The sequence below is a fragment of the Micromonospora sp. CB01531 genome (assembly GCF_001905095.1).
Taxonomy (GTDB): Bacteria; Actinomycetota; Actinomycetes; order Mycobacteriales; family Micromonosporaceae; genus Micromonospora.
In genome coordinates, this window is sequence record NZ_LWLS01000035.1 from 106,108 (window position 1) to 130,027 (window position 23,920).

Consider the following 23,920-nt stretch of genomic DNA (forward strand, 5'->3'; position numbering starts at 1 on the left):
GGCTGCGCCGGGGCGGTTCGACCAGGAGGGACAGTGGCTCAGTACGCCTCGCCGACCGGCTCCTCCGGCGAGTGCTCGGCGCCGCGCGCGGCCCGGTTCCACCGGGACCAGAGCACGCGCTCGCCGTAGCCGGCGGCCATCACGTGCGCGAAGGCGAGGTAGACCAGCACGCCGACGGCGAGCACCCCGAAGCCGACCCAGAACGGCAGGGCCAGCCCGTGCTCGGCGAGCTTGCCGGAGATGATCGGGGCCGGCGCGGCGGCGCCCCAGCGGACCAGGTTGAACGCGCCGGTGGCGACCCGCCGGTCGGCGGAGCCGAGGCCGAGCGCCAGGTCGGTGAGGTTGGCGTTGGCCAGGCCCATGAACAGGCCGGACAGCACCAGCACCACCAGCGACTCGGTGGTGCCCGACGAGGTGGCGAAGAGGACCATGCAGATCAGCAGGCCGGCGATGGCCACGCCGACGGTCTGCACCGCGCCGATCCGGTGCGCCAGCCGGTGGCCGATCAGCAGGATGCCGGCGGCCAGGCCGAGGCCCCAGCCGGTGAAGGCCAGCCCCAGCGGGATGACGTCGAGGTGCAGGAAGAGCGGCGTGTAGCCGAGCACCACGAAGAAGACGAAGTTGTACGCGGCGGTGACCACGCAGAGGGTGATGAACGCCGGCTTGCGGTAGGTCGAGAAGATCTGGCCGAGGCGTACCGGGGCCTGCCGGCGGGCCGGCTCGCGGAGCTTGCGCGCCGCCACGCCCAGCGCGAGCACCATGAACACGCCGCAGACGAAGAACGGCAGCCGCCAGCTCACCTCGCCGAGCAGGCCGCCGATCAGCGGGCCGACGGCGAAGCCGAGGCCGAGCGCGGTCTCGAAGAGGCCCACCACCCATTCCCGGTCGTTGGCGAGGTTGACCAGCACCACCATCGCGGTGGCGAAGAACATGGCGTTGCCCAGGCCCCACACGCCGCGCAGCGCGGAGAGCTGCACGATGTCGTTGCTGAACGACGCGAGGATCGCGGCCAGGCCGACCACCGAGACGCCGGTGATGAGCACCGGTTTGAAACCGAACTTCCCGCTGGCCAGGGTCGCCGGGATCATGCCGACGGCCATCACCGCGATGTACGCGGTGAACAGCAGTTCGACCTGCCAGGCGGTGACCCCGATCGCCTCGCCGATGGCCGGCAGGATCGGGTCCACCACGGCGATGCCGGCGATGGCGAGGAAGGCCACCAGCGTGGTGGCGTAGATGGCACTGCGGTTGGGCTCGGATCGCCGATCCACTCCGCCTCCCAGATAGCTGTATCGTACAGGTAATTCGGTTGTATCATACAGCTATGAGGGACGACCACACGACCGGACCGGCTCAGGACGAGGCCACCCTCGGCCGGATCGAGACCGAGATCGCGCTGCTGATGCGGTTGGGCGAGGCGACCCGCCGGGCCACCGGCACGGCCGAGCACCGGGTGCTGGACCGGGCGGCGTACGTGATCCTGCGGCACCTGGACAGCGCCGGCCCGCAGAACGTCTCGGCGCTGGCCGCGCGGCTCAACCTGGACGGCTCCACGGTCACCCGGCAGGTCTCCGCCATGCAGCGGGACGGCCTGATCGTCCGTACGCCGGACCCGGCCGACGGGCGGGGCACGGTGATCTCCCCCACCCAGGCCGGGCTGCAGCGGATGGCCGCTGTCCAAGCGGCCCGCACCCGGCTCTACGGCGACATCCTCGCCGGTTGGGCCGCCGGCGACCGGGACACCCTCGCGGAGATGCTGCACCGCCTCAACGAGGCGTTGGAGTCGCGCAACCGACGCCGCTGACCACACGGCGAGGCCCCCGGCCGCCGGCAGGGGCGACCGGGGTCCTCGGGGACCTCAGGCGACCGGCTCCGGGGCGGAGTCGGCGTCGCGGGTGGCGCCGGGGGTGACCCGGGCGTCGCCCTCGTCGGCGAAGTAGTCGTCCGGGGTGGTGCCGTCCACCCCGTCGGCCACCTTGCCGGCCCGCAGCACCAGCGTTAGCAGCGCGGCGACGACCAGGTTGACCAGCACCGCGACGATCCCGACGTAGATCGTCTTCTTGGTGTCGAAGCCGAACTCGGAGAGCGGGAAGGCCGAACCGGCGAAGTGCTTCTTCCCGGTCGCCGGGTTCCCGATCTGGTAGAGCATCCACATGCCGAGCGCCATGCCGGCCGCCCAGCCGGCGATCAGCGCCCCACGGTGGAACCAGCGGGTGTAGAGGCCCAGCGCCACCGCCGGCAGCGTCTGGAGGATGATCACGCCGCCGATGAGCTGCAGGTCGATGGAGAACTGCGGGTCGAGGAAGACGATGCAGGCGACCGCGCCGACCTTCACCACCAGCGAGGTGATCTTCGAGACGTTCGCCTCCTGCGCCGGGGTCGCGTCCCGCTTGAAGTACTCCTTGTAGATGTTGCGGGTGAACAGGTTCGCCGCCGCGATCGACATGATCGCCGCCGGCACCAGCGCGCCGATGCCGATGGCCGCGTACGCCACCCCGGCGAACCAGTCCGGGAACTGCGCGTCGAAGAGCCGCGGCACGATGGTGTTGGTGTCGAAGCTGCCCTCCTTGGTCCCCGCCAGCGGCGTCACCTTCGCCGCGATGGCCATGTAGCCGAGCAGCGCGATCAGCCCGAGCAGCAGGCTGTACGCCGGCAGCGCGGACATGTTCCGCTTGATCACGTCCCGGTTCCGGCTGGCCAGCACGCCGGTGATGCTGTGTGGATAGAGGAAGAGCGCCAGCGCCGAGCCGAACGCCAGGGTGACGTACTGGAGCTGGTTGTTGGCGTTGAGCAGAATGCCGTCACCCGGTGCCGGGGAAGCCTGGAACTTCGCGTCCGCCGCGTCGAAGATGCTGCCCCAGCCGCCGAGCTTGTACGGCAGGTAGAAGACCGCCACCAGGATCACGATGTAGATCAGCGAGTCCTTGACGAAGGCGATCAGCGCCGGCGCGCGCAGCCCCGACTGGTAGGTGTAGGCCGCCAGGATGGCGAACGCGATGATGATCGGCAGGTGCCGGGCCAGTGCGCTCTCCCCGGTGACCCCCATCGTCTTCAGCACCGCCTCGATGCCGACCAGCTGCAGCGCGATGTACGGCATGGTCGCCACGATGCCGGTGATCGCGACCAGCAGCGCCAGGACCGGCGAGTCGAACCGGCTGCGGACGAAGTCGGCCGGGGTGACGAAGCCGTGCCGGTGCGACACCGACCAGAGCCGGCAGAGCACCAGGAACACCATCGGGTAGATGACGATCGTGTACGGCACCGCGAAGAACCCGGCCGCGCCGGCCCCGAAGATCAGCGCCGGCACCGCCACGAAGGTGTACGCGGTGTAGAGGTCACCGCCGACCAGGAACCAGGTGATCCAGCCGCCGAAGCTGCGCCCGCCCAGCCCCCACTCGTCCAGGTGCGCCATGTCGCGCGGCGCCCGCCACCGGGCCGCCACGAAGCCCATCGCGCTGACCAGCAGGAAGAGGACGGTGAAGACGATGATCTCGGTCAGGTGGTCCCGCCACATCACCGTTCACCTCCCCGCTTCTTCGTCATCTGGTAGACGAGCGTGGTGGTGCCGACGCCGAGCAGGATCCAGGCCAGCTGCAGCCAGTAGAAGCGCGGGAACCCGAAGATCCGGGGTGAGTCGGCGTTGAAGAAGGCCGGGATGAGCGGCACCACGATCGGTACGAAGAGCAACCAGTTCCAGGGACTGTGGTCCTTCGCCCTGGATCGCGCCGTCGTCGGCGCCTCCGGCTCGGGTGCAGCCATGTGACACACCTCCGGGAAGTCGTAACTCGCCATGTGACGGCCGGAGGCTACGACCCTGTGAGCCCGGTCACGTTCAGCCGGACACGGGCGATGCGCCGAGCGGACACCCGGATGCGCCGAACGGCGGAGCCGATCGGACGGACGGCCGGCGGCGGCTCCAGCCACCGGCGCCCGACGCGCCGAACCGGAGCCGCCGTGGTCAGTGGGCGGTCAGGTGGGCGGTGTCGTTGACCGACCGGACCGCGACGCCGCCGTCCGGGTACAGGTCGAGCACCGAGACGCCCGCGGTGTCCAGGTAGAGCCGGTGCAGGAAGGCGTCGCCGGCCGCGAGGGCGTCGCGCAGCACCAGCTTGATCGGCGAGACGTGGGAGACCACCACGACCGTCTCCCCGGGGTACGCCGTACGCAGCCGCTCGACCGCCCGGCCGGTCCGCTCGGCGACCGCGGCGAACGACTCGCCCTCGGGCGGGGCGACCCGGGTGGAGGCGAGCCAGGCGTCCAGCTCCCCCGACCAGTCAGCGCGCACCTCGGCGAAGGTCCGCCCCTCCCAGACCCCGAAGTCGCACTCGACGAGGTCGTCGTCGATACGTACCGGTGGGTTCCCGACCACGGCGGCGATCGCCTCGGCGGTGGCCGTACAGCGGGACAGGGGCGAGCTGACCACGGCCGCGACGGACGGCGCAAGGGCGGCGACCCGAGCGGCGGTGGCCCCGGCCTGGGCCCGACCCCGATCGGTCAGCGGGACGTCACCGCGACCGGAGTACTGCTTCTGCACGGTGCGCTCGGTCTCGCCGTGCCTGACCAGGATCAGCCGGGTGGCGCTCTCGGTCGGGCGCGGTTCCCAGGAGGCCGGCGTGGTGGCCGGGTCGGTGCCAGTGGCCCGGCCGATGGCGGCGCGGGCGGCGACCTCGCGGGCCGCGGCCCGGGCGGCCGCATCGGGGCCGGCGACCTCGCGCGGCGGCTCCACGATGCGGGGCGTGGCGACGACCGGCCGGGCCCGCGCCATCCCGGCGGCGGCGTCCATCGCCGCGTTGGCCAGCGCGTCGGCGTGCTGGTTACGCTCCCGGGGCACCCAGGTGAACCGGACGGCGGCGAACCGGGCGACCAAGCCGGCGGCCTGCGCGGCGAGCGGCCGCAACCCCGGGTTCTTGATCTGCCAGCGGCCGCACATCTGCTCGACCACGAGCTTCGAGTCCATCCGGGCCTCGACCTCGGCCGCGCCCAGTTCGGCGGCGGCCTCCAGCCCGGCGATCAGGCCCCGGTACTCGGCGACGTTGTTGGTGGCGGTGCCGATCGCCTCGGACCGCTCGGCCAGCACCTCGCCGGTCGCCGGGTCCCGGACCACCGCGCCGTAGCCGGCCGGCCCCGGGTTGCCCCGGGACCCGCCATCGGCCTCGACGACGACCGCACGCACCGCCACGGCGGTCAGAGACCCGACTCGGCGGTCCGGACCATGATCCGCCGGCACTCCTCGCAGCGCACCACCTCGTCCGGGTCGGCCTTGCGGATCCGGGCCAGGTCGGCGCCGGAGAGCTCCAGCCGGCAGCCGCCGCAGCGGCCGGCGGTGAGCAACGCGGCCCCGAGCCCGGTGTCCTCGCGGATCCGGTCGTAGAGGGCGACCAGGTCGGCCGGGAGGTCGCCGGCGAGCGGCTGGCGGGCGCCGCGCTTGAACTCCTCCTCCTTGGCGATCTCGGCCAGGCTCTCGTCGCGCCGCTGCTCGGCGGCGGCCCGCCGGTCCCGGGCCTCGGCGATCCGCCGCTCGACGCCGTCGAGCACCCCCTGCGCGGTCTCCCGCTGCTCCATCAGCTCCAGCTCGGCGTCCTCCAGGTCGCTCTGCCGGCGGTTCAGCGAGGCCAGTTCGTGCTGGATCGCCTCCAACTCCCGGGCCGGCCCGCTGCCGGACGCGAGCCGCGCCTCGTCCTTGCTCTTGCGGGCGCGTACCTGGTCGACGTCCTTCTCCAGCCGGGCGATGTCCCGGTCCAGGTCGTCGACGGCAACCTGCGCCCGGACCCGCTCGTCCTCCAGCGCGGAGAGCTCCCGGGCGAGGGCCTCCAGCTCGGCCCGCTCGGGCAGCGACCGGCGGCGGTGGGCGAGCTGGGCGAGGGCGGTGTCGATCGCCTGCAGGTCGAGCAGCCGGCGCTGCACCTTCGGATCAGCCTTCACGGTCGGGACTCCTTGTCGTCCGGTCGGGTGCGGCGGCGTGCACGGTCCACGGGTCGGTGTCCAGGTCGGACACCACGGTCTCGACGCCCAGCTCGTCCCGCAGGTGGGCGGCCAGGTCGTCCAGCCAGGGTCGTTCGGTCGCCCAATGGGCGGCGTCCAGCAGGGCCGGGCCGCCGGCGGCGAGGTGCTCGCCAGCGGGGTGGTGGCGCAGGTCCGCGGTGAGGAACGCGTCCGCCCCGGCGGCGGTCGCCTCGGCGAGGAAGCTGTCCCCCGAGCCTCCGCTGACGGCAAGGGTACGAACCATACGCCCGGGATCCCCGGCGGCGCGAACTCCCCAGGCGGTGGCAGGGAGCACGGCGGCCGCGTGCCGGGTCAGCTCGGCCAGGGTCATCGGGGCGGGCATCTCGCCGATCCGGCCGATGCCCCGCCCCGGGCCGTCGGCGGGTGACCCCGGCCGGGGCCGGTGCAGCGGGCGCAGCCCGGTCAGCCCGAACCGGGCGGCGAGCGCGTCGGAGACGCCCGGGTCGGCCACGTCGGCGTTGGTGTGCGCCACGTACAGCGCCACGTCCGCCTTGATCATCCGGTGGACGATGCGCCCCTTGTACGTGGTGGCGGCGACCGAGGACACCCCGCGCAGCAGCAACGGGTGGTGCGCGACGATCAGGTCGGCCCCGGCGGCGAGCGCCTGCTCCACCGTCTCCGGGACCACGTCGACCACGCAGGCGATCCGGCGTACCGGGGTGCCGGGCTCGCCGAGCACCAGGCCGACCCGGTCCCACTCCTCGGCCCACGCGGGCGGGTAGCGGCGGTCCAGCACGGCCACCACGTCGGCGACGGTGGGCGGAGATCCGGTTGTGCTCACGGCCGGCCAGCTTACCGGCGTCCGGGCCCGGTCCGGCGGCAGACGGAACCAGCGGCCCCACGGGTCGCCCCTCATCCGGTCGCCGGTGGCCGGGCGCCACCCGGGGTCGGTGCGGCCGGACGGGCCAGCGCGCGCTGACCCCTCGGCATGTCGGGGCCGGCTCAGCCGACCGGGGCGGCCGGGCGTGGCGTGCCGCGCAGCGCCGCGAGGCCGACCTCCCAGGGGAAAGCGTCCACGTGCCGCTCACCGGTACCCGGCGGATGCAGCGGTACGACGTGGTCGCCGAAGACCATCCGCACCCCCCACTCACGCAGCCGGTCCAGGCTGGCCCGGAACGCCGGGTGCGCGGCCATCGCCGAGTTGGTGTACGGGACGGCCGCGATCGGCACCGCGAGCCCCTGCGCCTCGATCAGCAGCCCCAGGGCGAGCGTGTCGGCGATGCCGGCCGCCCACTTGTTGACGGTGTTGACCGTCGCCGGGCAGACCAGCATCGCGTCCGCCGGAGGGAGCACGTCCGGGTCGCCCGGGTTCTTGTAGTGGGTGCGTACCGGGTGCCCGGTCTGCCGGGCCAGCGACGCGCGGTCGACGAACTTGGCACCGTCCGGGGTGGTGACCACGCAGACGTCCCAGCTGTCCTGCTGGGCGAGGTCGACCAACCGGCCGACGTTGCGGGCCAGCGGCGAGCCGCAGGCGATCACGTAGAGCACTCGACGGCGCCGGTGGCTGAGATGCGGACTGTTCATCCGCTCATACTCCGACTCCCATGTGCTCAGCCAACTCCCCGATCGGCGGAGGCGGCGTACCCCGTGTGCGACGGAGCACGTCGGACATCACCTCGTGGGCGATCGGCCGGCAGCGGATCTCGGACGGGGCGAGCCGGTCACCGAGCAGCAGCATCTCACCCGCGTTGGCGACGTCACCGATCTGGGCGTAGCCGCGGGCGATGTCGAGCAGGTGGTGCGCGCGCCGCTCGGGCAGCAGCGCGTTGAACGCCGGCTCCGGGATCCGCTGATGGATCTCCACCGCCCGGCCCCCGTCGCCGAGTTCGACGGCGGCGGCGGCCCGGTGCAGTTCGAGGTTGGTCGGGCCGAACGAGGTCCAGTAGTGGTTCTGGTCGCTGCCCAGCAGGGTGGCCGCTTCCTGGGCCCCGTTGAGCAGGTCGTCCACCGTCGCGGAGTCGCCGATGCGGGCGGCGGCCATCGCGCCCTGGAGCAGCAGCATGCCGTAGACGGAGAGCTGCTCCGGGCTGGCGTCGCCGGTGCCGGGGGCCAGCCGGTTGGCGATGTTGACGTTGAGTTCCAGGGCCGGCCGGGACCGGCCCATGGCCGCCAGCGCGTTGCAGACCCGGGTGGTGGCGATACCGGCCAGCAACTGGTCGTCGGCACGCTGGGCGACCGCCATCGAGCGGTCGGCGGCCAGCCAGGCCAGGTCGCACTCGCCGAGCTTGCGGAGCACCGAGGAGGCGATCTGGTAGACCTGTCCGAGCAGGTGGGCGGCGTCCCGGGCCTGCTCGTCGGCGTAGCCGGCGTCGGCGGCCTGGGCGTCGCGCAGCAGCTTCGGCAGGGCGCGGGTGAGCATCCCGTAGCGGCCGTACTGGTAGGTGAGCCAGGCGTGGTTGACCGCCTTGCGTATGTCCGTCAGCGGGGGCGGGTACGGCGCCGCGTCGAAGTAGGCGGTCATCGAGTCGTACCGCTCCAGCGCGGCCCGGATCTCCTCGACCTCGACCTGGTCGATGCAGTTGAGGGTGTCGGTGCGCCGCTCCGGGTCCTTGCCGAGGAGCAGTTGGACGTCGACCTGGAGAATGTCGGCGATCTCGTAGAGGACGGAGAACTTGTCCAGCCGCCGGACTCCGCGCTCCACCTTGTCCACCCAACTCTTGGACTTGCCGAGCCGGTCGGCGAAGACCTGTTGGGACATCTTGCGCCGCCCCCGCCAGTACGCCACCCGGCGGCCTATGGGAAGTTCGTCCATATCGCCATTCCTCCCCCTACTCACGTCCGGCTGAGCCACCCCGGTCGACGGTCGCGACGATCCGTCGGTCTCTAGGTTTTCGCTGGTCGCACAGTCTGTACGTCAGCCATACGGCCAGTCCTCGTAATTTCCGTGCAAGTTGCATCAGCCGTTCGTCAACTCAACGACCGCGGGTTACGGCAGTGACGGCGTTCGACGTGCGATGTGGACCATCCAGTGCGGACGAGAGGGGATGTGGCACACATGTGGGGGAATGTCGGACCACGCGTGGCTCACCTGTCGCCCCTGGAACGGGTCCGGCTGCGCCGGGTCGCCGTCCGCTACGCCGTCCACGGCTGGGAGGTGACGCCCGGCGCCTGCCTGGCCAACAGCCGCTTCGTCTGCGGCCGGGCCGGCTGCCCCACCAGCGGCTGCCACCCGGCCCTGGAGAACTGGGAGCACGCGGCGAGCGCCGACCCGGCGCGGGTGGCCACCTGGTGGCGCAGCCGCCCGCACGGGGTGCTGCTGCCCACCGGCCGCGCGTTCGACGTACTCGAGGTCGCGGCCCACCTCGGCCGGCGGGTCCTGGACACGCTCGCGACCCACCCGGCCGGCTTCGGCGTACGCGGGCCGGTCCTGGTCACCCCCACCGGCCGCTGGATGTTCCTGGTCCGCTGCGGCGACCCGCTCCGGCCGGAACTCGAGCACTGCTTCCACGTGATCCGGCACGGTGGCGGCTCTTGGATCCCGGCACCGCCGACCCGGCTGCCCGAGGGGACGGTGCGCTGGGCGGTCGCCCCCGAGCAGGCGCGCTGGCAGCTTCCCGACTCCTATCTGGTGCAGAACGCGCTGATCGAGGCGTTACGGGCGGCCGGCGTCACGCTCACCTCCGATCTGCTCCCGGGCCAACTCCCCCTTCCCCGCCGCGGCTGCTGACGGCGGGCAGCGTCCTCCCCGGTGCCGGACTCGTTGGACCCGGATGACGGCGCGCTCGCGCCAGAGCGGGGGTTGACCATGTCCAGTGATGACGCGGCCCGCCACACCGGCGGCACCGAACCAGCACCACACCACCGCCGCCCGCGCCGCTGGGCCGGCACCCGGCCCTGGGGCTCCCGCCCCGGCCGACCCCGCCCCACCGGCTCCCGCCCCAACACCACCCACCGCCCCCTCCGCTGACCTACCCCCGCCCGGCCGACCCGGCCGCCCGCCGTGCCCCGCCGCCCGTTGCTCACGAATGTTGTCGCCGCGGCGGCCGGGACCTCACGTTTTCGCCCGCGGCGACGCTGTTGGGGCCGTTCGAAGGCACCGCGAAACCCCGCGGGACAGGCCTGCGCTGAGGCCGTCCGACCGGAAGATGCCCACCCGCCCGACTTTGATCGAAGTGGCGGCAGGAGCAGCGCGTGACCCGCCTCCGTTGCGGGTATGCCGCGGGACCGCTGAAGCCGTGAGGGGAAGGCACCGCCATGCTCAGCAAAGAGGATCAGCGCAGGTTCGAACAGATCACCCGCCAGCTGCGGGAGAGCGACCCGCAGTTCTTCGCCCGGCTCGACCACCGGGCCCGGGGCCGCCGAGGCCGCTATCTGATGCTGTTGACGATCGTGCTGTGGGCCTCGCTGCCGGCGATGACCGTACTGGCCGGGCGGCTGGCCGGCGCGATCTGCGCCGTGGTGCTGCTGGCCAACGCCGGGCTCATGTGGCACTTCCGGCGACGCTGGCTATGACCGCGCCGATCGCACCCTGCGGCCGGGAGACCGGACGCCGGGGATCAGCGCGCCGAGGTGTCCGGGTCCGTCGCCGGTCGCGGCCGGCCGAACTCCCGGTAGGCCCGCCGTAGCCGCTCGACCAGGCCGGGGCCGCCGATCGCGGCCCCCGGCGGGGCAAGCTGGCGCAGCAGCAGCTCCGGTCCGGTCGCCAGGGTGGGTGGCCGGTCGGGCAACGGCGCCGGAGGCAGCCAGAACCGGTCCAGCGCGTCGGCCAGCTCGGCCGCCGGCAGGCCGCCGAGCACCCGCCCCGCGCCGGCCACGGCTCGTTCCGCCGCCGCCGCGGGCCCGGCACCGGCGTCCGCCGGGCCGGCCGGTGCGCCCGGCACCGCCGCCTGCTCGGCCGGTGCGCCGTCCGCGCTCGCGGCGACGCCCCGCAGGGTACGCAGCCGGTCGAGCAGCTCGGCCCGGCTCCGGCCGCGCCAGTGCAGGAGCCGGAACGGGTCGGCGTCGAACGCCTCGGCCAGCAGGTAGAAGGTGGCCGCCAGGTGCTTGCACGGGACGGCGAAGTCAGGGCAGCCGCAGTGCTGCTCCAGCTCGGCCACGCCGGCTGGGAAGAGGGGCGCCTCCGCCTCGGAGAACAGCTCCTCCAACTCGGACGGCAGGTCACCGGCGAGTAGCCGGGCGCTGAAGAACGCCTGCCCGGCCAGGTCCGCCTCGACCCGCTCCCAGACCTCGTCCGGGTACGCCGCCAACCCGATCCGCACCGGGTACGGCTTGGGCCGCGACCCCTGCACGCTGGCGGTCACCAGCCCGGGGGCGACGTCGAGCCGGAGCACCTGGCCCCGGCGCGCGTACGCCCGGCCCCGGGTGAGCCGGGTGCCGAGCGCGAAGGACTCCAGCACCTCCAGGAAGCGCCGGGACCACCAGGAGCGGCCGATCGCGCCCCGGGTGCTGCGCGCCTTCAGGCCGCCCTCGACCCGGCGCGGCGGCCCGAACTCGGCGAACCGCGAACCTCGGTCCGGAGTGGTCACTCCACCACCGCCCCGGCGTCCAGCGCGAACAGCTCACGCAGGGTGTCGGTGGACAGCTCGGTGACCCACTGCTCGCCACTGCCCACCACCCGCTGGGCCAGGCTGCGCTTGTCCGCGATCATCGCGGCCACCTTCTCCTCGACCGTGCCGGCGCACACGAACTTGCGCACCTGCACCCGGCGGCGTTGGCCGATGCGGAACGCCCGGTCGGTGGCCTGGTCCTCGACGGCCGGGTTCCACCAGCGGTCCACGTGCACCACGTGGTTCGCCGCGGTCAGGGTCAGCCCGGTGCCGCCGGCCTTGAGCGACAGGACGAACAGCGGCGGACCGTCCGAGGACTGGAACCGGGTCACCATGCCGTCCCGCTCGGCCTTGCCGACGCCGCCGTGCAGGTACAGCACCTCCCGGCCGGTACGGGCGGACAGGTGCCCGCGCAGCATCCCGCCGAACTCGGCGTACTGGGTGAAGAGCAGGGCCTTCTCCCCCGCCGCGAGCACCTCGTCGACGATCTCCTCGAGCCGTTCCAGCTTGCCGGAGCGGCCGGGCAGGGCCGAGCCGTCGTGCAGCAGCTGGGCGGGGTGGTTGCAGACCTGCTTGAGCCGGGTCATGGTGGCCAGCACCAGGCCGCGGCGTTCCATCCCGTCGCTGGACTCGATCTTCGCCATCATGTCGTCGACCACCGCCCGGTACAGGGCGGCCTGCTCGGCGGTGAGGTTGCAGAGCACCTCCATCTCCAGCTTCTCGGGCAGGTCGGAGATGATCGACGCGTCGGTCTTGAGCCGGCGCAGCACGAACGGTCCGGTGATCCGGCGCAGCCGCCCGGCCACCTCGGCGTCGCCGTGCCGCTCGATCGGCTCGGCGAACTTCTTCCGGAAGGTGGCGGCCGGGCCGAGCAGGCCGGGGTTGGCGAACTGCATGATCGACCAGAGATCGGCGAGTCGGTTCTCCACCGGCGTACCGGTGACCGCGACCCGGTGCCGCGCGGGCAGCGACCGAACCGCCTCGGCCTGGCGGGTCGCGGCGTTCTTGATCGCCTGCGCCTCGTCCACCACGACCCGGTGCCAGTCGATCCCGGCCAGGTCGTACGCGTCGCGGGCTGCCACCGAGTAGGTGGTGAGGACCAGGTCGGCGGCGTGCACCGCCGCGGCGAACGCCTCACCCCGGGCGCGCTCGGCCCCGTGGTGCACGTGGACCCGCAACCCGGGCGTGAACCGGGCCGCCTCCCGCTGCCAGTTGCCGACCAGCGACATCGGACAGACCAGCAGCGTGGGCCCGACCTCCGGCGGGTCCCCGGCGAGCAGCGCGAGCAGCTGCACGGTCTTGCCCAGCCCCATGTCGTCGGCGAGGATCCCGCCCAACCCGAGCGACTGGAGGAACGCCAGCCAGGCCAGCCCGCGCCGCTGGTACGGCCGCAGCGTCCCGGCGAACCCCGGTGGCGGGTCGGCCGGGGTGAGCCGCCGCTCCGCCTCCCCGGCCAGCAGCTCACCCAACGGCCCGTCCGCGGTCACCTCCAGCACCGGCAGCGCGTCGGGGCGGTCGGCGCCGGCCAGACCCATCCGCAGCAGGTCGGCCACGGTCAGCTCGCCGGCCGAGCGGAGCAGCCGCAGCCCGGCGGCGAGCCGGTCCGGGTCCAGTTCGACCCAGCGGCCCCGCAGCCGGACCAGCGGGGACTTCAGCTCGGCCAGGGCGGCCAGTTCCTCGGCGGTCAGCGGCTGGTCGCCGAGGGCCACCTCCCAGCGGTAGTCGACCAGGGCGTCCAGCCCGAGGCCCGCCGCGGCGGCGGCGACCGTGGCGGGGGCGCTGCGGCTGCGCGCCCGCAGTCGGGCGCCGAGGCGGGACGAGGGCCGCCGCCACCAGGACGGCAGCAGCACCCCGAAGCCGGCCGCGTGCAGCACCGGCGCACCCTCCCGGAGGAACCGGTGCGCGCCGTCCGCGTCCAGCTCCATCCCCTCCGGCGCGGCGGTCCGCAGCGCGTCGTCCAGGTCCGGCCAGAGCCGGCTGGCCCGGCCCAGCTCGGCGAGGAGGGTTTCCTGCGGCTCGATCCGGTGGTCAACGAGAGCGGGCGCGGACCCGCGCCAGATCTGCGCCGCGTCGACCACCAGGCCCGGCTCGTCGGTGGGGTGCAGGCCGAACTCGAGTCGCCAGGATCCCCCTTCGACCAGCTCGGCCACCGGGTCGACGGGCGGCTCGACCAGCCGGAAGGCGGCCCGTACCCGGCCGCCGGCGGCGTCGCGCTGCCAGGCGTCCAGCTCGGTCCGCAGGGTGTCCAGGGCGGCCGGCTCGGCGTGGAACGCGCGCTCCGGCCCGGTGAGCGCGGCCAGCCAGCGGGGCACCGGCCCGACCGGGCGCATGCCCCGGTGCAGCAGGGTGTCGGTCAGGGCTGCCCGGGCGGCGGCGTCGGTCAACGCGTCCAGCGCCTCGGCGACCAGCTCCCCTGGTCCGACGGCGCCGGCCGCGGCGCCGGGCCGCGTGTACTCCCATTCGACGGCGGCGCGGGCGGCCGGGGGCAGCGCGAGGGCCAGCGAGCGCGCCCAGGCCGCGTCCGTGCCGGTGAGCAGCGGCCGCCAGACCGCCCGGGCGGTGACCACGTCGGAGTGGTCCACCGGACGCAGGTGCCGCCGGGGCCGTGCGTCCTCCACCGCGCCCCGCCCGGTCCGGGTCCGCGTCGCGGAGTCGGCGGGTGGCACGGCGACGACGTCGGCCACACCGGGCAGCAGCCGGCCGCGGCTGACGAGGTCGGCGGCGAAGTCGGCCAGCTCGGCCAGGTGGCGAAGGGTCGCCCCCGGCACCACGTCCCCCACCTCGAGGGCGCGGAGCAGGGCGAGCGCGGCGTCCGGGGCGTACGCCAGGGCGGGAACCCGCCACCCGGCGAGGGTGACCGGACCACGGACCGGTTCCCCGGCGGTGGTCCGGACCAGCTCCGGGGAGTCCATCGGCGAGCCGGCCCGGGTGGGCAGGGTGAGCAGCACCGACGCCGGTTCGCCCGGCGGGTCGCTGAGCGCGGCGGCGAGGGTGGCGTGGTCGACGGCGAAGGGGTGCGGACGCTCCCGCGGCGCCCGGCCGGGCCGGCGCGGGGCCCGGGCCGGGCGGGTGCTGTCCTCGCCCCAGACGGCGAGCCCGACGCCGGACAGCCACAGCCCGTGGATGACCAGCACGCACTCCCCCTCGACGACGCCCGAGGCCAGGATAGGCGGCCGGGACCGACTACTCTCGCCGCCATGGTCGATCTGCTCGTGATCGGTGGCCTGGGAGTCGACATCCGTGCCCAGGTGCCCGCGCTCCCGCTGCCGGCCGCCGACTCGCTGACGGTACCCCCGATCGAGCTGCGGATCGGCAACACCGGGGCCGGGGTGGCGCTCGCCGCGCACGCCCTGGGCCTGCGGGTGACGCTGGTGGACGTGCTGGGCGCCGACCCGGCCGGCGACGTGGTCCGGGCCGCGCTGGCCCGCACCTCGGTACGGGCCGTGCTGGCCGAGGCGCCCGCCGGCACCCGCCGATCGGTCAACCTGGTCGACCCGGCCGGCCGCCGGATGTCCCTCTACGACCCGCGCCCGTGGTCCGGCCCGGCACCGTTCGCCCCGGCGGAGCTCGCCGCGCTGGCCGGCGAGGCGCGGCACGTGCACGTGTCGATCATGGACTGGGCGCGGGACGCTCTGCCGGGGTTGCGCGCGAGCCTGGGGGCCGGCGTGACGCTCTCCACCGACCTGCACGACTGGGACGGCGAGAACGACTACCACCGCCCCTTCGCCGAGGTCGCCGACCTGGTCTTCCTGAGCGACGTACGGCTCGGCGAGCGGGCCGGAAAAGTGGCGGCGGGGCTGGCGCCCCGGACCGTGCTGGTGACCGGCGGCGCAGCCGGCGCGACCCTGCACGGCCCGGACACGCCGGTGCGGGTGCCCGCGGCGACCCCGCCCGCCGCGGTGGTGGACACCAACGGCGCCGGAGACGCCTTCGCGGCCGGACTTGTCGCCGCCCGGCTGGGCGGCGCGTCCCCGCTCGACGCGGCCCGGTACGCCGCCCGGGTGGCCGCCGCCGCCTGCACCCACGACGGGATGGAATATCCGCCCGGCCTGCTGCCCCGGGACTGAACCGTCCCTAGATCGCCCCGGTCTCGCCGTCGGTCAGCTCGCGCAGGATGTCGGCGTGCCCGGCGTGCCGGGCGGTCTCCTCGATCAGGTGAACCAGCACCCAGCGCAACGAGACCTCACCGAGCTGCGGGTGCGGCACCACGTGGTCCAGGTCGAACCGGGCGGCGATCGCCCGGGACCGGGCGCAGGCCGCCTCGTACCCCGCCGCGAGGGTCTCGACGGTCTCGCCGGGCTCGAGGGTGAAGCTCGCCGCCGCTTCCTCCTCCGTGGTGAGGTAGACGTCCCCCGGCTCAGGCGCGAACAGGCAGGGGAGCCAGTTCCGCTCCACCAGGGCCAGGTGTTTGAGCAGGCCGGCGAGGGTGGTGAGGGACGGCACCAGGCGTTGGCTCGCATCGGCGTCGGAGAGGCCCCGCGCCTTGCGCAGCACGATGGCCCGGTGGAAGTCGAGGAACGATTCGAGCACGGCTCGCTCGTCGCCCGTACGGGCGAGGACCGGACCGAGCGTGGGGTCGATCGTCGTGTCCGCCATCCTCGGACCCTAGTCCTGGAGCGGCCCGGCCCGCTGCCCGCTATCGCTGCGGCGCGGCGGCCTCCGGGGCAGGATGGGCGCATGGCAGGAACGGTGCAGATCCCCCTGGTGGGTGGCGTGGCCGACGGCGAGACCGTCACCGTCGAGCTGGACGACAACGGCCGGCCGCCGCTGACCCACCACCGCCTCGGCCCCGAGGGACTGGCCGAGGCGGAGATCTACGAGCTGGAGTCGGACGACCACCGCGGCCGCCCGTGGGTCTACGCCTGGCGCGGCCCGGCGCTCTGACCCCGCTCCGGTCGATCTCCCGACGGCCGGCGGCCAGCACCGGGGTGGGCGAGGTCCGCCGGCCCGACGAGCCGGCTCAGCGGGCACCGGTCCGGCTCAGGGTGCGCGACCGGATGCTCTCCAGCACCCCCCGGGTGACCTGGGAGGTGCCGCGGGCCTGCTCGCACACCTCGGCCACCCGGCGGGCGGTCTCGTCGGCCCGCGCCTCCCGCTCGTCCCACAGCTGGTCCACCTCCGCCAGCAGCGGGCCCTCCACCTCGCGTTCCACGCCGCGCAGCGCCGGCACCCCGAGCCGCTGGGCCAGGTCGAAGACCTTTCCGGCGTACGGCAGGGGCAGGAACGGCGTGCCGATCATGGCGGCGAAGATCAGGAAGTGCAGCCGCATGCCGACCGCGAGGTCCAGGTGGCGCATCATGCCCAGGATCTGCCTCGGCGAGTAGTCACCGTGCAGGATCCGGCCCCGCTCCGACGCGGTCATGTGCGACATCACCCCGTGCGAGTGCCGGATGTCGTCGCGTTCCATCGGTACGAAGAGCACGTACGCGTCGATCCGGTGCACCAGGAAGTCGGCGATCTGGGCGAGCAGCCGGTGGTAGCCGTCGACGTCGAGGCGTTCGGCGGCCCGGCCCGGCTCGCGAACGCTCAGCCCGACCAGCCGCTTGCCGCCGGGGACGCCCTCCTCGCGCAACCAGCTCTCCGGGAAGTCCTCCGGCTCCAGCAGGAACGCCGGGTCGGCGGTGACCGTGATCGGGTTGAGCAGCCCGGCCTCCTCCAGCACCATCCGGGACTCCTGGTCCCGCACGGTCACCTCGGCGGCCCCGGCCAGGGTCTCGCGCACCATCCCGGTGTCGATGCCGTCGCTGAGCGGACCGACCCCCACCGCGTAGGTGAGCAGCGGCAGGCCCCGCTCCTGGGCCACCCGGACCACCCGGAGGTAGCGGCGGGCCTCGCGGTTGTAGAGGATCCCGCCACCGCCGAGGATGAGCAGGTCGAGCTCGGCCAGCAGCATGGACGAGTCGGCCCGGCTGACCCCCTCCCAGGGCACCGCCTCCACGTCGGGATGGGCCAGCGCGGTGTGCGCCGGGTTCCGGGAGAACACGATGATTCGGGCGTCCGGCTCAAGCTGCCGCAGGTCGGACAGGAGGCCGGTGAGAATCGCCTCGTCGCCGAGGTTGCGGCCGCCGTACGAGCCGAGCACGCCGATGGTCAGTGCCGGGGCATCCGTCATCCGTCGCTCCTCCCCAGGGGCGTCCTGCCGGGGTTTCCCGCTGGGCCGGTGGACACACCTGGGACGGCGGTCAGCCGGCGGCGCCCACCAGACGGAAGACCAGGGCGGACACCACCTGGTCGACGTCGAAACCGGCGTCGATCGACGTCGTGAGCAGGTCGAGCAGGAGCCCGTCCACCGCGTAGTGCAGCAGGGCCACCTCGAAGGCCCCGCCGGGCAGGCCGGCCGCGACGTGGAAGGCCACGTCGTCGGCGTACCCCCGGCGGAGCACGTCGCCGAGCGCGTGCCGCAACTCCGGGCGGCGCGACGCCTCCAGCCGCAGCTCGAACAGGGCTCGGGTGAGGTCGGGCTCGCGGGTGGTGCGCTCGACGATGTACCGCAGGTAGTCGGTCGCCAGGGCGAGGGACGGTTCGCGCCGGCCGAGGTCGGCCAGCACCGCCGGGTCGGGTGCCATCCGTTCGAAGATCCGCTCGGCGAGCCCGGCGAGCAGCGCGCCACGGGACGGGAAGTAGTTGGAGGCGGTGCCGGTCGGCACACCCGCCTCGGCATCGACCGCGCGGTGGGTCAGCCCGCGGGCGCCGGCCGCGGCGAGCACGCGCAGCCCGGCGTCGGCGAGGAGGACACGGCGTTCCGGATTCCTGGCCACGACGACACCCTAGCAACAACCACGACAGGTGTAGTAGATTCTGCGTCAACCACGACAGCCGTCGTGGTTGAGCCGGACATCGGAGCAGGTTTGCGCAAGCTCGTGTACTACATCGCCAGCACCCTCGACGGCTTCATCGCCGGCCCCGACGGGTCGTTCGACTTCTTTCCGCTGATGCCGGAGCCGGACTTGCTGGCCCACCTGGCCGCCGAATGGCCCCAGACCTTCCCCACGTTCACCCACGCCCAGCTCGGCATCGAGTCGCCGCCCACGGGCCGCTTCGACGCGCTGGTGATGGGGCGGGGCACCTACGACCCCGGGCTGAAGATGGGCGTCACCAGCCCGTACGCCCACCTGAAGCAGTACGTCTTCTCCCGCTCGCTGCCCCCGTCCGACGACCCGCAGGTGAAGATCGTCGACAGTGATCCGGTGACCTTCGCCCGCGAGCTGAAGCGGCAGCCCGGCCGGGACATCTGGCTCTGCGGCGGCGGGCAGCTCGCCGGCCAACTCCTCGGCGAGGTGGACGAGCTGGTGGTCAAGCAGAACCCGATCGTGGCGGGCAGCGGGATCCCGCTGGCCGACCGGGGCTTCGAGCCGCACCGGTTCACCCTGGTCGAGGCACGCCCGTTCGACAGTGGTGTGGTCATCCTCCGCTACGCCGCGCCCGCGCGGTAATCGGATTGCCCAGGCCGGTGCCGGGCGGCACGGTGGACCGGTGACACGCGCGACGAACCGCCGGATCCACTGGGCGGACCTGCCCGACCGGGTCCGGGCCGCGGTGGAGGAGATCCTCGGTGACCGGGTGGTGGAGGCCCTCTCCCAGTCAGGCGGCTTCTCCCCCGGCACCGCCGACCGGGTGCGTACCGCCGGCGGCCGGCGCGCCTTCGTCAAGGCGGTCAGCCCGGCGCAGAACGACCGCAGTCCCGGGCTGCACCGGACGGAGGCGCTGATCGCCGCCGCACTGCCGCCGACCGCGCCCGCACCCCGGCTGCTCGGCAGCTACGACGACGGCGACTGGGTGGCGCTGGTCTTCACCGACGTGGCGGGGCGGCACCCGGTGACGCCCTGGGCAGCCGGCGAGCTGAACGCGGTGCTGTCCACCCTGGAGGCCATGGCCGCTGCGCTCACGCCGGCGTCGGTCGCGGTGGCACCCACCGCCGCCGCGCAACTCGCGCCGGACTTCGCTGGCTGGCGGCGGATCGCCGCGGACCCGCCGGCCGACCTGGACCCGTGGGCCCGGGCCCGGCTGCCGGAACTGTGCGCCGCCGCCGACCGGGGGCTGGCGGCGCTGGCCGGCGAGACGCTGTGCCACCTCGACATCCGCGCCGACAACCTGCTGATCGGCCCCGACGGCAGGGTCAGCGTGGTGGACTGGCCGTGGGCCTGCCGGGGGCCGGCGTGGCTGGACAGGCTGATGATCCTGGTCAATGTGCAGGTCTACGGCGGGCACGACCCCGAGGCGTTGCTGCGCGACCTGCCACTCGCCGCCGGAGTGGATCCGGCCGACCTGACCGGCGTACTGGCCGGGTTCACCGGGTTCTTCCTCGACGGGGCCCGGCTGCCGCCGCCGCCCGGCATCCCCACGGTACGGGCGTTCCAGCGTGCCCAGGGCGACGCCCTGCTGCGCTGGCTCACCCGCCGGCTCCCCTGACCGGTTGGGCGGTCAGGCGGGCGCGCGGACCTCGTGGGTGAGGAACGGCAGAGCGGCCTCGGGCAGCGCCGGTGACCCGACGATGTCGTAGTGGGTCAGGCCGGGCAGCACGGCCAGCCGGGACGCCGGGCGGTCGGTGCCGTCCCAGCCGGCGTCCCGGTGCCCGCCGCCGAGCAGCCCGAAGAACTCCGCCATGTGGCTGACCGGGACCGAGTCGGCGTCGGCGAAGACCAGGAGCACCGGCAGGGCGAGCGCGGCCACCTCGGCGGACCAGTCGTAGTCGCGGCGCAGCAGGTCACCGGTCTTGGCCCAGAGCGTCGGCCAGTCCTGCGGGCGCGGCGCCAGACGCAGGTAGAGCTCGTGCGGAGGGGTGCCGCGCATCTGCTCGGCGACCCGCTCGTCCTGGGCCGCCATTGCCGCTAGCACCTCCGGGTACCAGCCGCGCCGCCGGCACGGCGTGGAGACCAGCACCAGGCGGCGGACCAGGCCGGGGTGCTGGATCGCGGTACGCAGGGCCACCCCGCCGCCGAGCGAGTAGCCCATCAGGTCGGCCTGCGGCAGGTCGAGGTGCCGCAGCAGCGCGGCGATGTCGTCGGCCATCGACTCGTGCCGCAGCGGCCGGTCCACGTCGGCGGTGCGGCCGTGCCCCTGCAGGTCGACGGCGATCACCCGGCGGCGACCGGCGAGGGCGGGCAGGATCGGCTGGAACATCTCCACCGCGCCGTAGCCACCGTGCAGCAGCACCAGCGGCTGGCCGGTCCCGTGGACCTCGTACCAGAGCCGCACCCCGTTGACGTCCGCGTAGCTCATGACCGTGCTCCCCCGTCGTCCCTGTACCGGTACAACGAGCGTCGCGTCCCGGCGTCGGGACGGGCGGCGTCCCCCGGCAAACCTGGGACGCCCGCCCGGCGGCGATGCACTCAACCCATGATCCGGATACGCCGCGCCCCCGCCGCCTCGGGCCGGGGGCGACGGGGGCGCGGCGTGGACCGGTCAGCTGACGCCGGTGACGGCCTTGACCAGGTTGATGCCGAAATAGACCACGAACGCGGCGGAGACCGCCCACATCAGCGGGTGGATCTGGCGTGCCTTGCCCTGGGCCACCCGGATCGCCACCCAGCTCACGAAGCCGGCGCCGATGCCGTTGGTGATCGAGTAGGTGAACGGCATCAGGGTCATAGTGAGGAAGGCCGGGACCGCGACGCCCACGTCGGTGAAGTCGATCTCCTTGACCTGGCGGATCATCAGCGCACCGACGATCACCAGCGCCGGGCCGGCGGCCTCGCTCGGCACCAGCGACACCAGCGGGGTGAGCAGCAGCGCGCCGAGGAAGAGCACGCCGGTGACCACGCTGGTCAGACCGGTACGCCCACCGTCCGCGATGCCCGAGGAGGACTCGACGTACGTGGTGGCCGAGGAGGCGCTACCCGCGCCACCGGCGACCGCGGCGACGCCGTCGACGAAGAGCACCTTGCCCAGTCGGGGCATGTCGGTGCCGTCCTTGGTGGTCAGGCCGGCCTGCTTGGCCAGGCCCACGGTCGTGCCCATCACGTCGAAGAAGTCGGCGAGCACCAGGGTGAACACCAGCAGCAGCGCGGTCATCACGCCGACGTGGGCGAACGAGCTGAACGACACGTTGCCGACCAGGTGCAGGTCGGGTGCCTTGATCAGCGGATCGGGCAGGGTCGGCACGTTGAGCCGCCAGCCCGCCGGGTTGGGCTTGCCGTCGACGAACGCCGGGCCGGGCTTGGCGAGGGCGTTGACGATCACCGCGACGACGGTGGTCGCCACGATGCCGATCAGGACGCCGGCCTTCACCTTGCGGGCCACCAGGATGCCGGTGACCAGCAGGCCGACCAGGAAGACGACCGTGGTCCAGCCGCGCAGCGTGCCGTCGCCGCCGAGCTGCACCGGGACGGTGGTGCCGGCCGCGTCCGGCACCCGCCGGACCAGACCGCCGTCGACGAAGCCGATCATGGCGATGAACAGACCGATACCGGCGGCGATGGCCGCCTTCAGCGAGGCCGGGATGGCCCGGAAGACGGCCTTCCGGAAGCCGGTCAGCACCAGCACGGTGATGATCAGACCCTCGATCACCACCAGGCCCATCGCCTCGGCCCAGGTCATCTGGGAGGCGACGGCGTACGCGACGAACGCGTTCAAGCCCAGGCCGGTCGCCACGGCGAACGGCACCCGGCCGACGACGCCCATCATGATCGTCATGACCGCCGCGACGAGGCAGGTGACCCCGGCGACCGGCGCGATGCCGAGCAGGTTGCCGTCCTTGTCCGGGGCGGTACCGATGATCAGCGGGTTGAGCACGACGATGTAGGCCATCGTCGCGAAGGTGGTGATCCCGGCGAGCACCTCGCGCTTGACAGTCGAGCCACGGCGGGTGATCTCGAAGAAGCGGTCGAGGCGGCCGCGCTCGGCGGGTTCCGCCGACTCGACCGGGGCAGCAGGATCCTGCGTAGTCACGCTCATGGCGTGGCCTTACTCCGTTCCGGGTTGGCCCGCCGGACGCGCCGGTCGGGCGGTGGGGGTGCAGTCGTCCCGATTCGGTTGGCCCGGAGAACGTCGGGACGGCTGGGCTCCACGGATCCCCGTGAAGCACTACGAAGCCGCACCCGGTCGGGGAGCGACTTCGCACCTCCACCTTAACTTCCGGGTAACGGCGGATGACCTGCCCCTACGCGTGACCCCGTCGAGAGGGTGGGCAAGGTCACTCCCGACCGGCGGCCGGCTGCTCCGCTCGCCGGTCTGCGGCCCGCCTGATCGCCACTGGCATGATCACGCCGTGACCGACCGGGAGCCGACCGCCGCCGAGCGCCTCTTCGTCGATGAGCTGTGCCAGCGGGTCGACGGGTTCGACCTCTGGTTCGGGCAGGATGCTGACGGGGCTCCCCGGGTCACGGTCACGTACCTTCCTGGCGACGGCGACCGGGCCGGGACCCACCTCGTGCTGACGTACGACGGACGGCGACTCCGCGGCGGGTGGAGCGCCATCGCGCCGGCCTGGGAGGGTGAGGCCGCCCCGGACGACCTGCTCGACTCGGCTTCCCGTCACGGGCTGCGGCTCGATCACGTCGAGCCGGTCCCCGCCGCCGCGTCGGCGGTGGACTGGTTGGTCCGCGAGACCGGCCGCCGGGCACCCGCTCCTCCCGGGCCCGTCCGCGCCCACGTGACTGCCCTGATCTCCGTACTGGCCGGCATCGTGGCGCTGCTCGCGCTGCTCTTCCTGCTGTGCATGGGGCCGCTCGTGATCTACCGGTTACTGTTCCCGGACGGCCCGTTCGCCTGACGTGGTCCGCTCAGCTCCGGGCCGCCCGTCGCGTCACGTCCGGCGTCGGGTCATCGCCGCTATCGTGGCGTGGTGCCAACCCTGGAACCGGTGGTGAGTCGAGTGGGTGCGGACGTTGCGCCGTTCGACCTCTGGCCGGTCACCGCAGGTGACGCCGGGTGGCTGCGGCTGCACGGGGCGATGCGGGCCACAGAGCTCGGCACGGCGGTGTGGTCGCTCCTGTTCCACAGCGGCCCGATCGGCGACGCACTCGCAGTTCCGGACACCCCCACCGAAGCGCTCCGCCTGCTGGCCGGGTTCGACACCCTCTACGCTCCGGGCGGACTGCTGCTCGTGGATTCGGCCGGCGTACTGGTGGAGCCCGGTTGCTGCTGCGATCTCTTCGAATGGCGCGACTGGCTGGGCACCCTGCGCGGACTGTCGGTCGACCTCGGGCACAGCCCGGCTCCCGAAGTGGAGTATCACGGCGACGTGGTACGCGTGTGGGCCGAGGGCGGGGACGAGGCAACACCCCCGGCGGACCGCGCCTGTGTCGATGTCGACCGGGCGACCTTGCCCGACCTGCTGCGATCGGCACAGCGCGACCTAGTCGGATTCCTCGACGTGACGCGCGCCTGGGCCAACGAGGTCGCGCCGCAGCAGGCTGATCAGGTCGTCGCGGCGCTCGACGCGGGCCTGGCGATCAGCGAACCGCTGCCGCTGCCGGCGTGAGGCAGCGTTG

The 23,920-nt window shown here is 73.6% G+C and carries 24 protein-coding genes; 9 read left to right on the forward strand and 15 right to left on the reverse strand.

Going from position 1 to position 23,920, the window contains the following annotated elements:
* Window positions 1-38: 38 nt before the first annotated feature.
* Window positions 39-1,271: an MFS transporter gene (locus A6A27_RS06945; RefSeq protein ID WP_083672474.1), complete on the reverse strand. Its 1,233-nt coding sequence runs from the start codon at window positions 1,269-1,271 to the stop codon at window positions 39-41.
* A gap of 53 nt (window positions 1,272-1,324) precedes the next feature.
* Between A6A27_RS06945 and A6A27_RS06950 the strand changes: the two genes are divergently transcribed.
* A complete protein-coding gene (locus A6A27_RS06950) occupies window positions 1,325-1,804 on the forward strand; it encodes a MarR family winged helix-turn-helix transcriptional regulator (protein WP_073833704.1) in 480 nt (159 codons plus the stop codon).
* A gap of 54 nt (window positions 1,805-1,858) precedes the next feature.
* Here A6A27_RS06950 and mctP read toward each other — a convergent pair whose 3' ends face one another.
* From mctP to A6A27_RS06985, 7 genes are all read right to left on the reverse strand, one after another.
* Window positions 1,859-3,514, reverse strand: a complete 1,656-nt coding sequence (gene mctP, locus A6A27_RS06955) for a monocarboxylate uptake permease MctP (protein ID WP_073833705.1) — start codon at window positions 3,512-3,514, stop codon at window positions 1,859-1,861.
* Window positions 3,514-3,759, reverse strand: a complete 246-nt coding sequence (locus A6A27_RS06960; protein WP_073833706.1) for a DUF3311 domain-containing protein — start codon at window positions 3,757-3,759, stop codon at window positions 3,514-3,516. Before A6A27_RS06960 ends, mctP begins: the two co-directional genes overlap by 1 nt.
* Window positions 3,760-3,958: 199 nt before the next feature.
* Entirely contained in the window at window positions 3,959-5,179 is a 1,221-nt protein-coding gene (locus tag A6A27_RS06965) for a bifunctional RNase H/acid phosphatase (RefSeq protein WP_073833772.1), read from the reverse strand.
* A 5-nt stretch (window positions 5,180-5,184) separates the two neighbouring features.
* Window positions 5,185-5,922: a zinc ribbon domain-containing protein gene (locus A6A27_RS06970; RefSeq protein ID WP_073833707.1), complete on the reverse strand. Its 738-nt coding sequence runs from the start codon at window positions 5,920-5,922 to the stop codon at window positions 5,185-5,187.
* A complete protein-coding gene (locus A6A27_RS06975; RefSeq protein WP_073833773.1) occupies window positions 5,912-6,784 on the reverse strand; it encodes a Nif3-like dinuclear metal center hexameric protein in 873 nt (290 codons plus the stop codon). Before A6A27_RS06975 ends, A6A27_RS06970 begins: the two co-directional genes overlap by 11 nt.
* A gap of 161 nt (window positions 6,785-6,945) precedes the next feature.
* Window positions 6,946-7,527 (reverse strand): flavoprotein, encoded by a 582-nt coding sequence (locus tag A6A27_RS06980; protein ID WP_073833708.1) that lies wholly within the window; start codon window positions 7,525-7,527, stop codon window positions 6,946-6,948.
* A gap of 4 nt (window positions 7,528-7,531) precedes the next feature.
* Complete coding sequence (locus A6A27_RS06985; RefSeq protein WP_073833709.1) at window positions 7,532-8,755, reverse strand: helix-turn-helix domain-containing protein; 1,224 nt, start codon at window positions 8,753-8,755, stop codon at window positions 7,532-7,534.
* Between the two features lie 243 nt (window positions 8,756-8,998).
* Between A6A27_RS06985 and A6A27_RS06990 the strand changes: the two genes are divergently transcribed.
* Together A6A27_RS06990 and A6A27_RS06995 are read left to right on the forward strand one after the other, a co-directional pair.
* Window positions 8,999-9,670: a bifunctional DNA primase/polymerase gene (locus tag A6A27_RS06990; RefSeq protein ID WP_073833710.1), complete on the forward strand. Its 672-nt coding sequence runs from the start codon at window positions 8,999-9,001 to the stop codon at window positions 9,668-9,670.
* Window positions 9,671-10,197: 527 nt separating this feature from the next.
* Window positions 10,198-10,455 (forward strand): DUF3040 domain-containing protein, encoded by a 258-nt coding sequence (locus tag A6A27_RS06995; protein WP_073833711.1) that lies wholly within the window; start codon window positions 10,198-10,200, stop codon window positions 10,453-10,455.
* Window positions 10,456-10,499: 44 nt separating this feature from the next.
* Here A6A27_RS06995 and A6A27_RS07000 read toward each other — a convergent pair whose 3' ends face one another.
* Window positions 10,500-11,468 (reverse strand): SWIM zinc finger family protein, encoded by a 969-nt coding sequence (locus A6A27_RS07000; RefSeq protein ID WP_073833712.1) that lies wholly within the window; start codon window positions 11,466-11,468, stop codon window positions 10,500-10,502.
* Window positions 11,465-14,623, reverse strand: a complete 3,159-nt coding sequence (locus tag A6A27_RS07005; protein WP_073833713.1) for a DEAD/DEAH box helicase — start codon at window positions 14,621-14,623, stop codon at window positions 11,465-11,467. The genes A6A27_RS07000 and A6A27_RS07005 overlap by 4 nt, the downstream gene beginning before the upstream one ends.
* A 63-nt stretch (window positions 14,624-14,686) precedes the next feature.
* Here A6A27_RS07005 and A6A27_RS07010 point away from each other — a divergent pair, with 63 nt between their 5' ends.
* Window positions 14,687-15,556 carry a carbohydrate kinase family protein gene (locus A6A27_RS07010; protein ID WP_073833714.1) on the forward strand — a complete coding sequence of 290 codons (870 nt, stop codon included), beginning with the start codon at window positions 14,687-14,689 and terminating at the stop codon, window positions 15,554-15,556.
* A gap of 7 nt (window positions 15,557-15,563) precedes the next feature.
* Here the strand turns inward: A6A27_RS07010 and A6A27_RS07015 are convergent, their stop codons facing one another.
* The gene (locus tag A6A27_RS07015; protein WP_073833715.1) at window positions 15,564-16,085 is read right to left on the reverse strand and encodes a DinB family protein; all 522 of its coding nucleotides are present in this window, start codon (window positions 16,083-16,085) and stop codon (window positions 15,564-15,566) included.
* 81 nt (window positions 16,086-16,166) lie between these two features.
* Here A6A27_RS07015 and A6A27_RS07020 point away from each other — a divergent pair, with 81 nt between their 5' ends.
* Window positions 16,167-16,373, forward strand: coding sequence for a hypothetical protein (locus A6A27_RS07020; RefSeq protein ID WP_073833716.1), 207 nt, complete (start codon window positions 16,167-16,169; stop codon window positions 16,371-16,373).
* Window positions 16,374-16,449: 76 nt separating this feature from the next.
* On the opposite strand, the gene A6A27_RS07025 is transcribed toward A6A27_RS07020, so the two are convergent.
* Both A6A27_RS07025 and A6A27_RS07030 read right to left on the reverse strand, forming a co-directional pair.
* Complete coding sequence (locus tag A6A27_RS07025; RefSeq protein WP_073833717.1) at window positions 16,450-17,601, reverse strand: polysaccharide pyruvyl transferase family protein; 1,152 nt, start codon at window positions 17,599-17,601, stop codon at window positions 16,450-16,452.
* 70 nt (window positions 17,602-17,671) lie between these two features.
* Window positions 17,672-18,247 (reverse strand): TetR/AcrR family transcriptional regulator, encoded by a 576-nt coding sequence (locus A6A27_RS07030; protein ID WP_073833718.1) that lies wholly within the window; start codon window positions 18,245-18,247, stop codon window positions 17,672-17,674.
* A gap of 90 nt (window positions 18,248-18,337) precedes the next feature.
* On the opposite strand from A6A27_RS07030, the gene A6A27_RS07035 reads away from it, so the two are divergent.
* Window positions 18,338-18,922, forward strand: coding sequence for a dihydrofolate reductase family protein (locus A6A27_RS07035; protein ID WP_073833719.1), 585 nt, complete (start codon window positions 18,338-18,340; stop codon window positions 18,920-18,922).
* Window positions 18,923-18,962: 40 nt separating this feature from the next.
* Window positions 18,963-19,898 carry a phosphotransferase family protein gene (locus A6A27_RS07040; protein ID WP_073833720.1) on the forward strand — a complete coding sequence of 312 codons (936 nt, stop codon included), beginning with the start codon at window positions 18,963-18,965 and terminating at the stop codon, window positions 19,896-19,898.
* 12 nt (window positions 19,899-19,910) lie between these two features.
* Here A6A27_RS07040 and A6A27_RS07045 read toward each other — a convergent pair whose 3' ends face one another.
* Together A6A27_RS07045 and A6A27_RS07050 are read right to left on the reverse strand one after the other, a co-directional pair.
* Complete coding sequence (locus A6A27_RS07045; RefSeq protein WP_073833721.1) at window positions 19,911-20,708, reverse strand: alpha/beta fold hydrolase; 798 nt, start codon at window positions 20,706-20,708, stop codon at window positions 19,911-19,913.
* Window positions 20,709-20,891: 183 nt separating this feature from the next.
* Entirely contained in the window at window positions 20,892-22,382 is a 1,491-nt protein-coding gene (locus A6A27_RS07050; RefSeq protein ID WP_083672475.1) for an NCS2 family permease, read from the reverse strand.
* A gap of 313 nt (window positions 22,383-22,695) precedes the next feature.
* Here A6A27_RS07050 and A6A27_RS07055 point away from each other — a divergent pair, with 313 nt between their 5' ends.
* On the forward strand, window positions 22,696-23,199 hold the full coding sequence (locus tag A6A27_RS07055; RefSeq protein ID WP_073833722.1) for a hypothetical protein: 504 nt from the start codon (window positions 22,696-22,698) through the stop codon (window positions 23,197-23,199).
* A 72-nt stretch (window positions 23,200-23,271) separates the two neighbouring features.
* Complete coding sequence (locus A6A27_RS07060; protein WP_143193925.1) at window positions 23,272-23,910, forward strand: hypothetical protein; 639 nt, start codon at window positions 23,272-23,274, stop codon at window positions 23,908-23,910.
* Window positions 23,911-23,920: the final 10 nt, after the last annotated feature.

Coding starts and splice junctions, on each gene's coding strand:
- A6A27_RS07025 (WP_073833717.1), bottom strand. CDS start 17,601: ATGACGGATGCCCCGGCACTGACCATCGGCGTGCTCGGCTCGTACGGC.
- A6A27_RS06985 (WP_073833709.1), bottom strand. CDS start 8,755: ATGGACGAACTTCCCATAGGCCGCCGGGTGGCGTACTGGCGGGGGCGG.
- A6A27_RS06980 (WP_073833708.1), bottom strand. CDS start 7,527: ATGAACAGTCCGCATCTCAGCCACCGGCGCCGTCGAGTGCTCTACGTG.
- A6A27_RS07020 (WP_073833716.1), top strand. CDS start 16,167: ATGGCAGGAACGGTGCAGATCCCCCTGGTGGGTGGCGTGGCCGACGGC.
- A6A27_RS07010 (WP_073833714.1), top strand. CDS start 14,687: ATGGTCGATCTGCTCGTGATCGGTGGCCTGGGAGTCGACATCCGTGCC.
- A6A27_RS06960 (WP_073833706.1), bottom strand. CDS start 3,759: ATGGCTGCACCCGAGCCGGAGGCGCCGACGACGGCGCGATCCAGGGCG.
- A6A27_RS07050 (WP_083672475.1), bottom strand. CDS start 22,382: ATGAGCGTGACTACGCAGGATCCTGCTGCCCCGGTCGAGTCGGCGGAA.
- A6A27_RS06995 (WP_073833711.1), top strand. CDS start 10,198: ATGCTCAGCAAAGAGGATCAGCGCAGGTTCGAACAGATCACCCGCCAG.
- mctP (WP_073833705.1), bottom strand. CDS start 3,514: ATGTGGCGGGACCACCTGACCGAGATCATCGTCTTCACCGTCCTCTTC.
- A6A27_RS07015 (WP_073833715.1), bottom strand. CDS start 16,085: ATGGCGGACACGACGATCGACCCCACGCTCGGTCCGGTCCTCGCCCGT.
- A6A27_RS06950 (WP_073833704.1), top strand. CDS start 1,325: ATGAGGGACGACCACACGACCGGACCGGCTCAGGACGAGGCCACCCTC.
- A6A27_RS06990 (WP_073833710.1), top strand. CDS start 8,999: ATGTGGGGGAATGTCGGACCACGCGTGGCTCACCTGTCGCCCCTGGAA.
- A6A27_RS07045 (WP_073833721.1), bottom strand. CDS start 20,708: ATGAGCTACGCGGACGTCAACGGGGTGCGGCTCTGGTACGAGGTCCAC.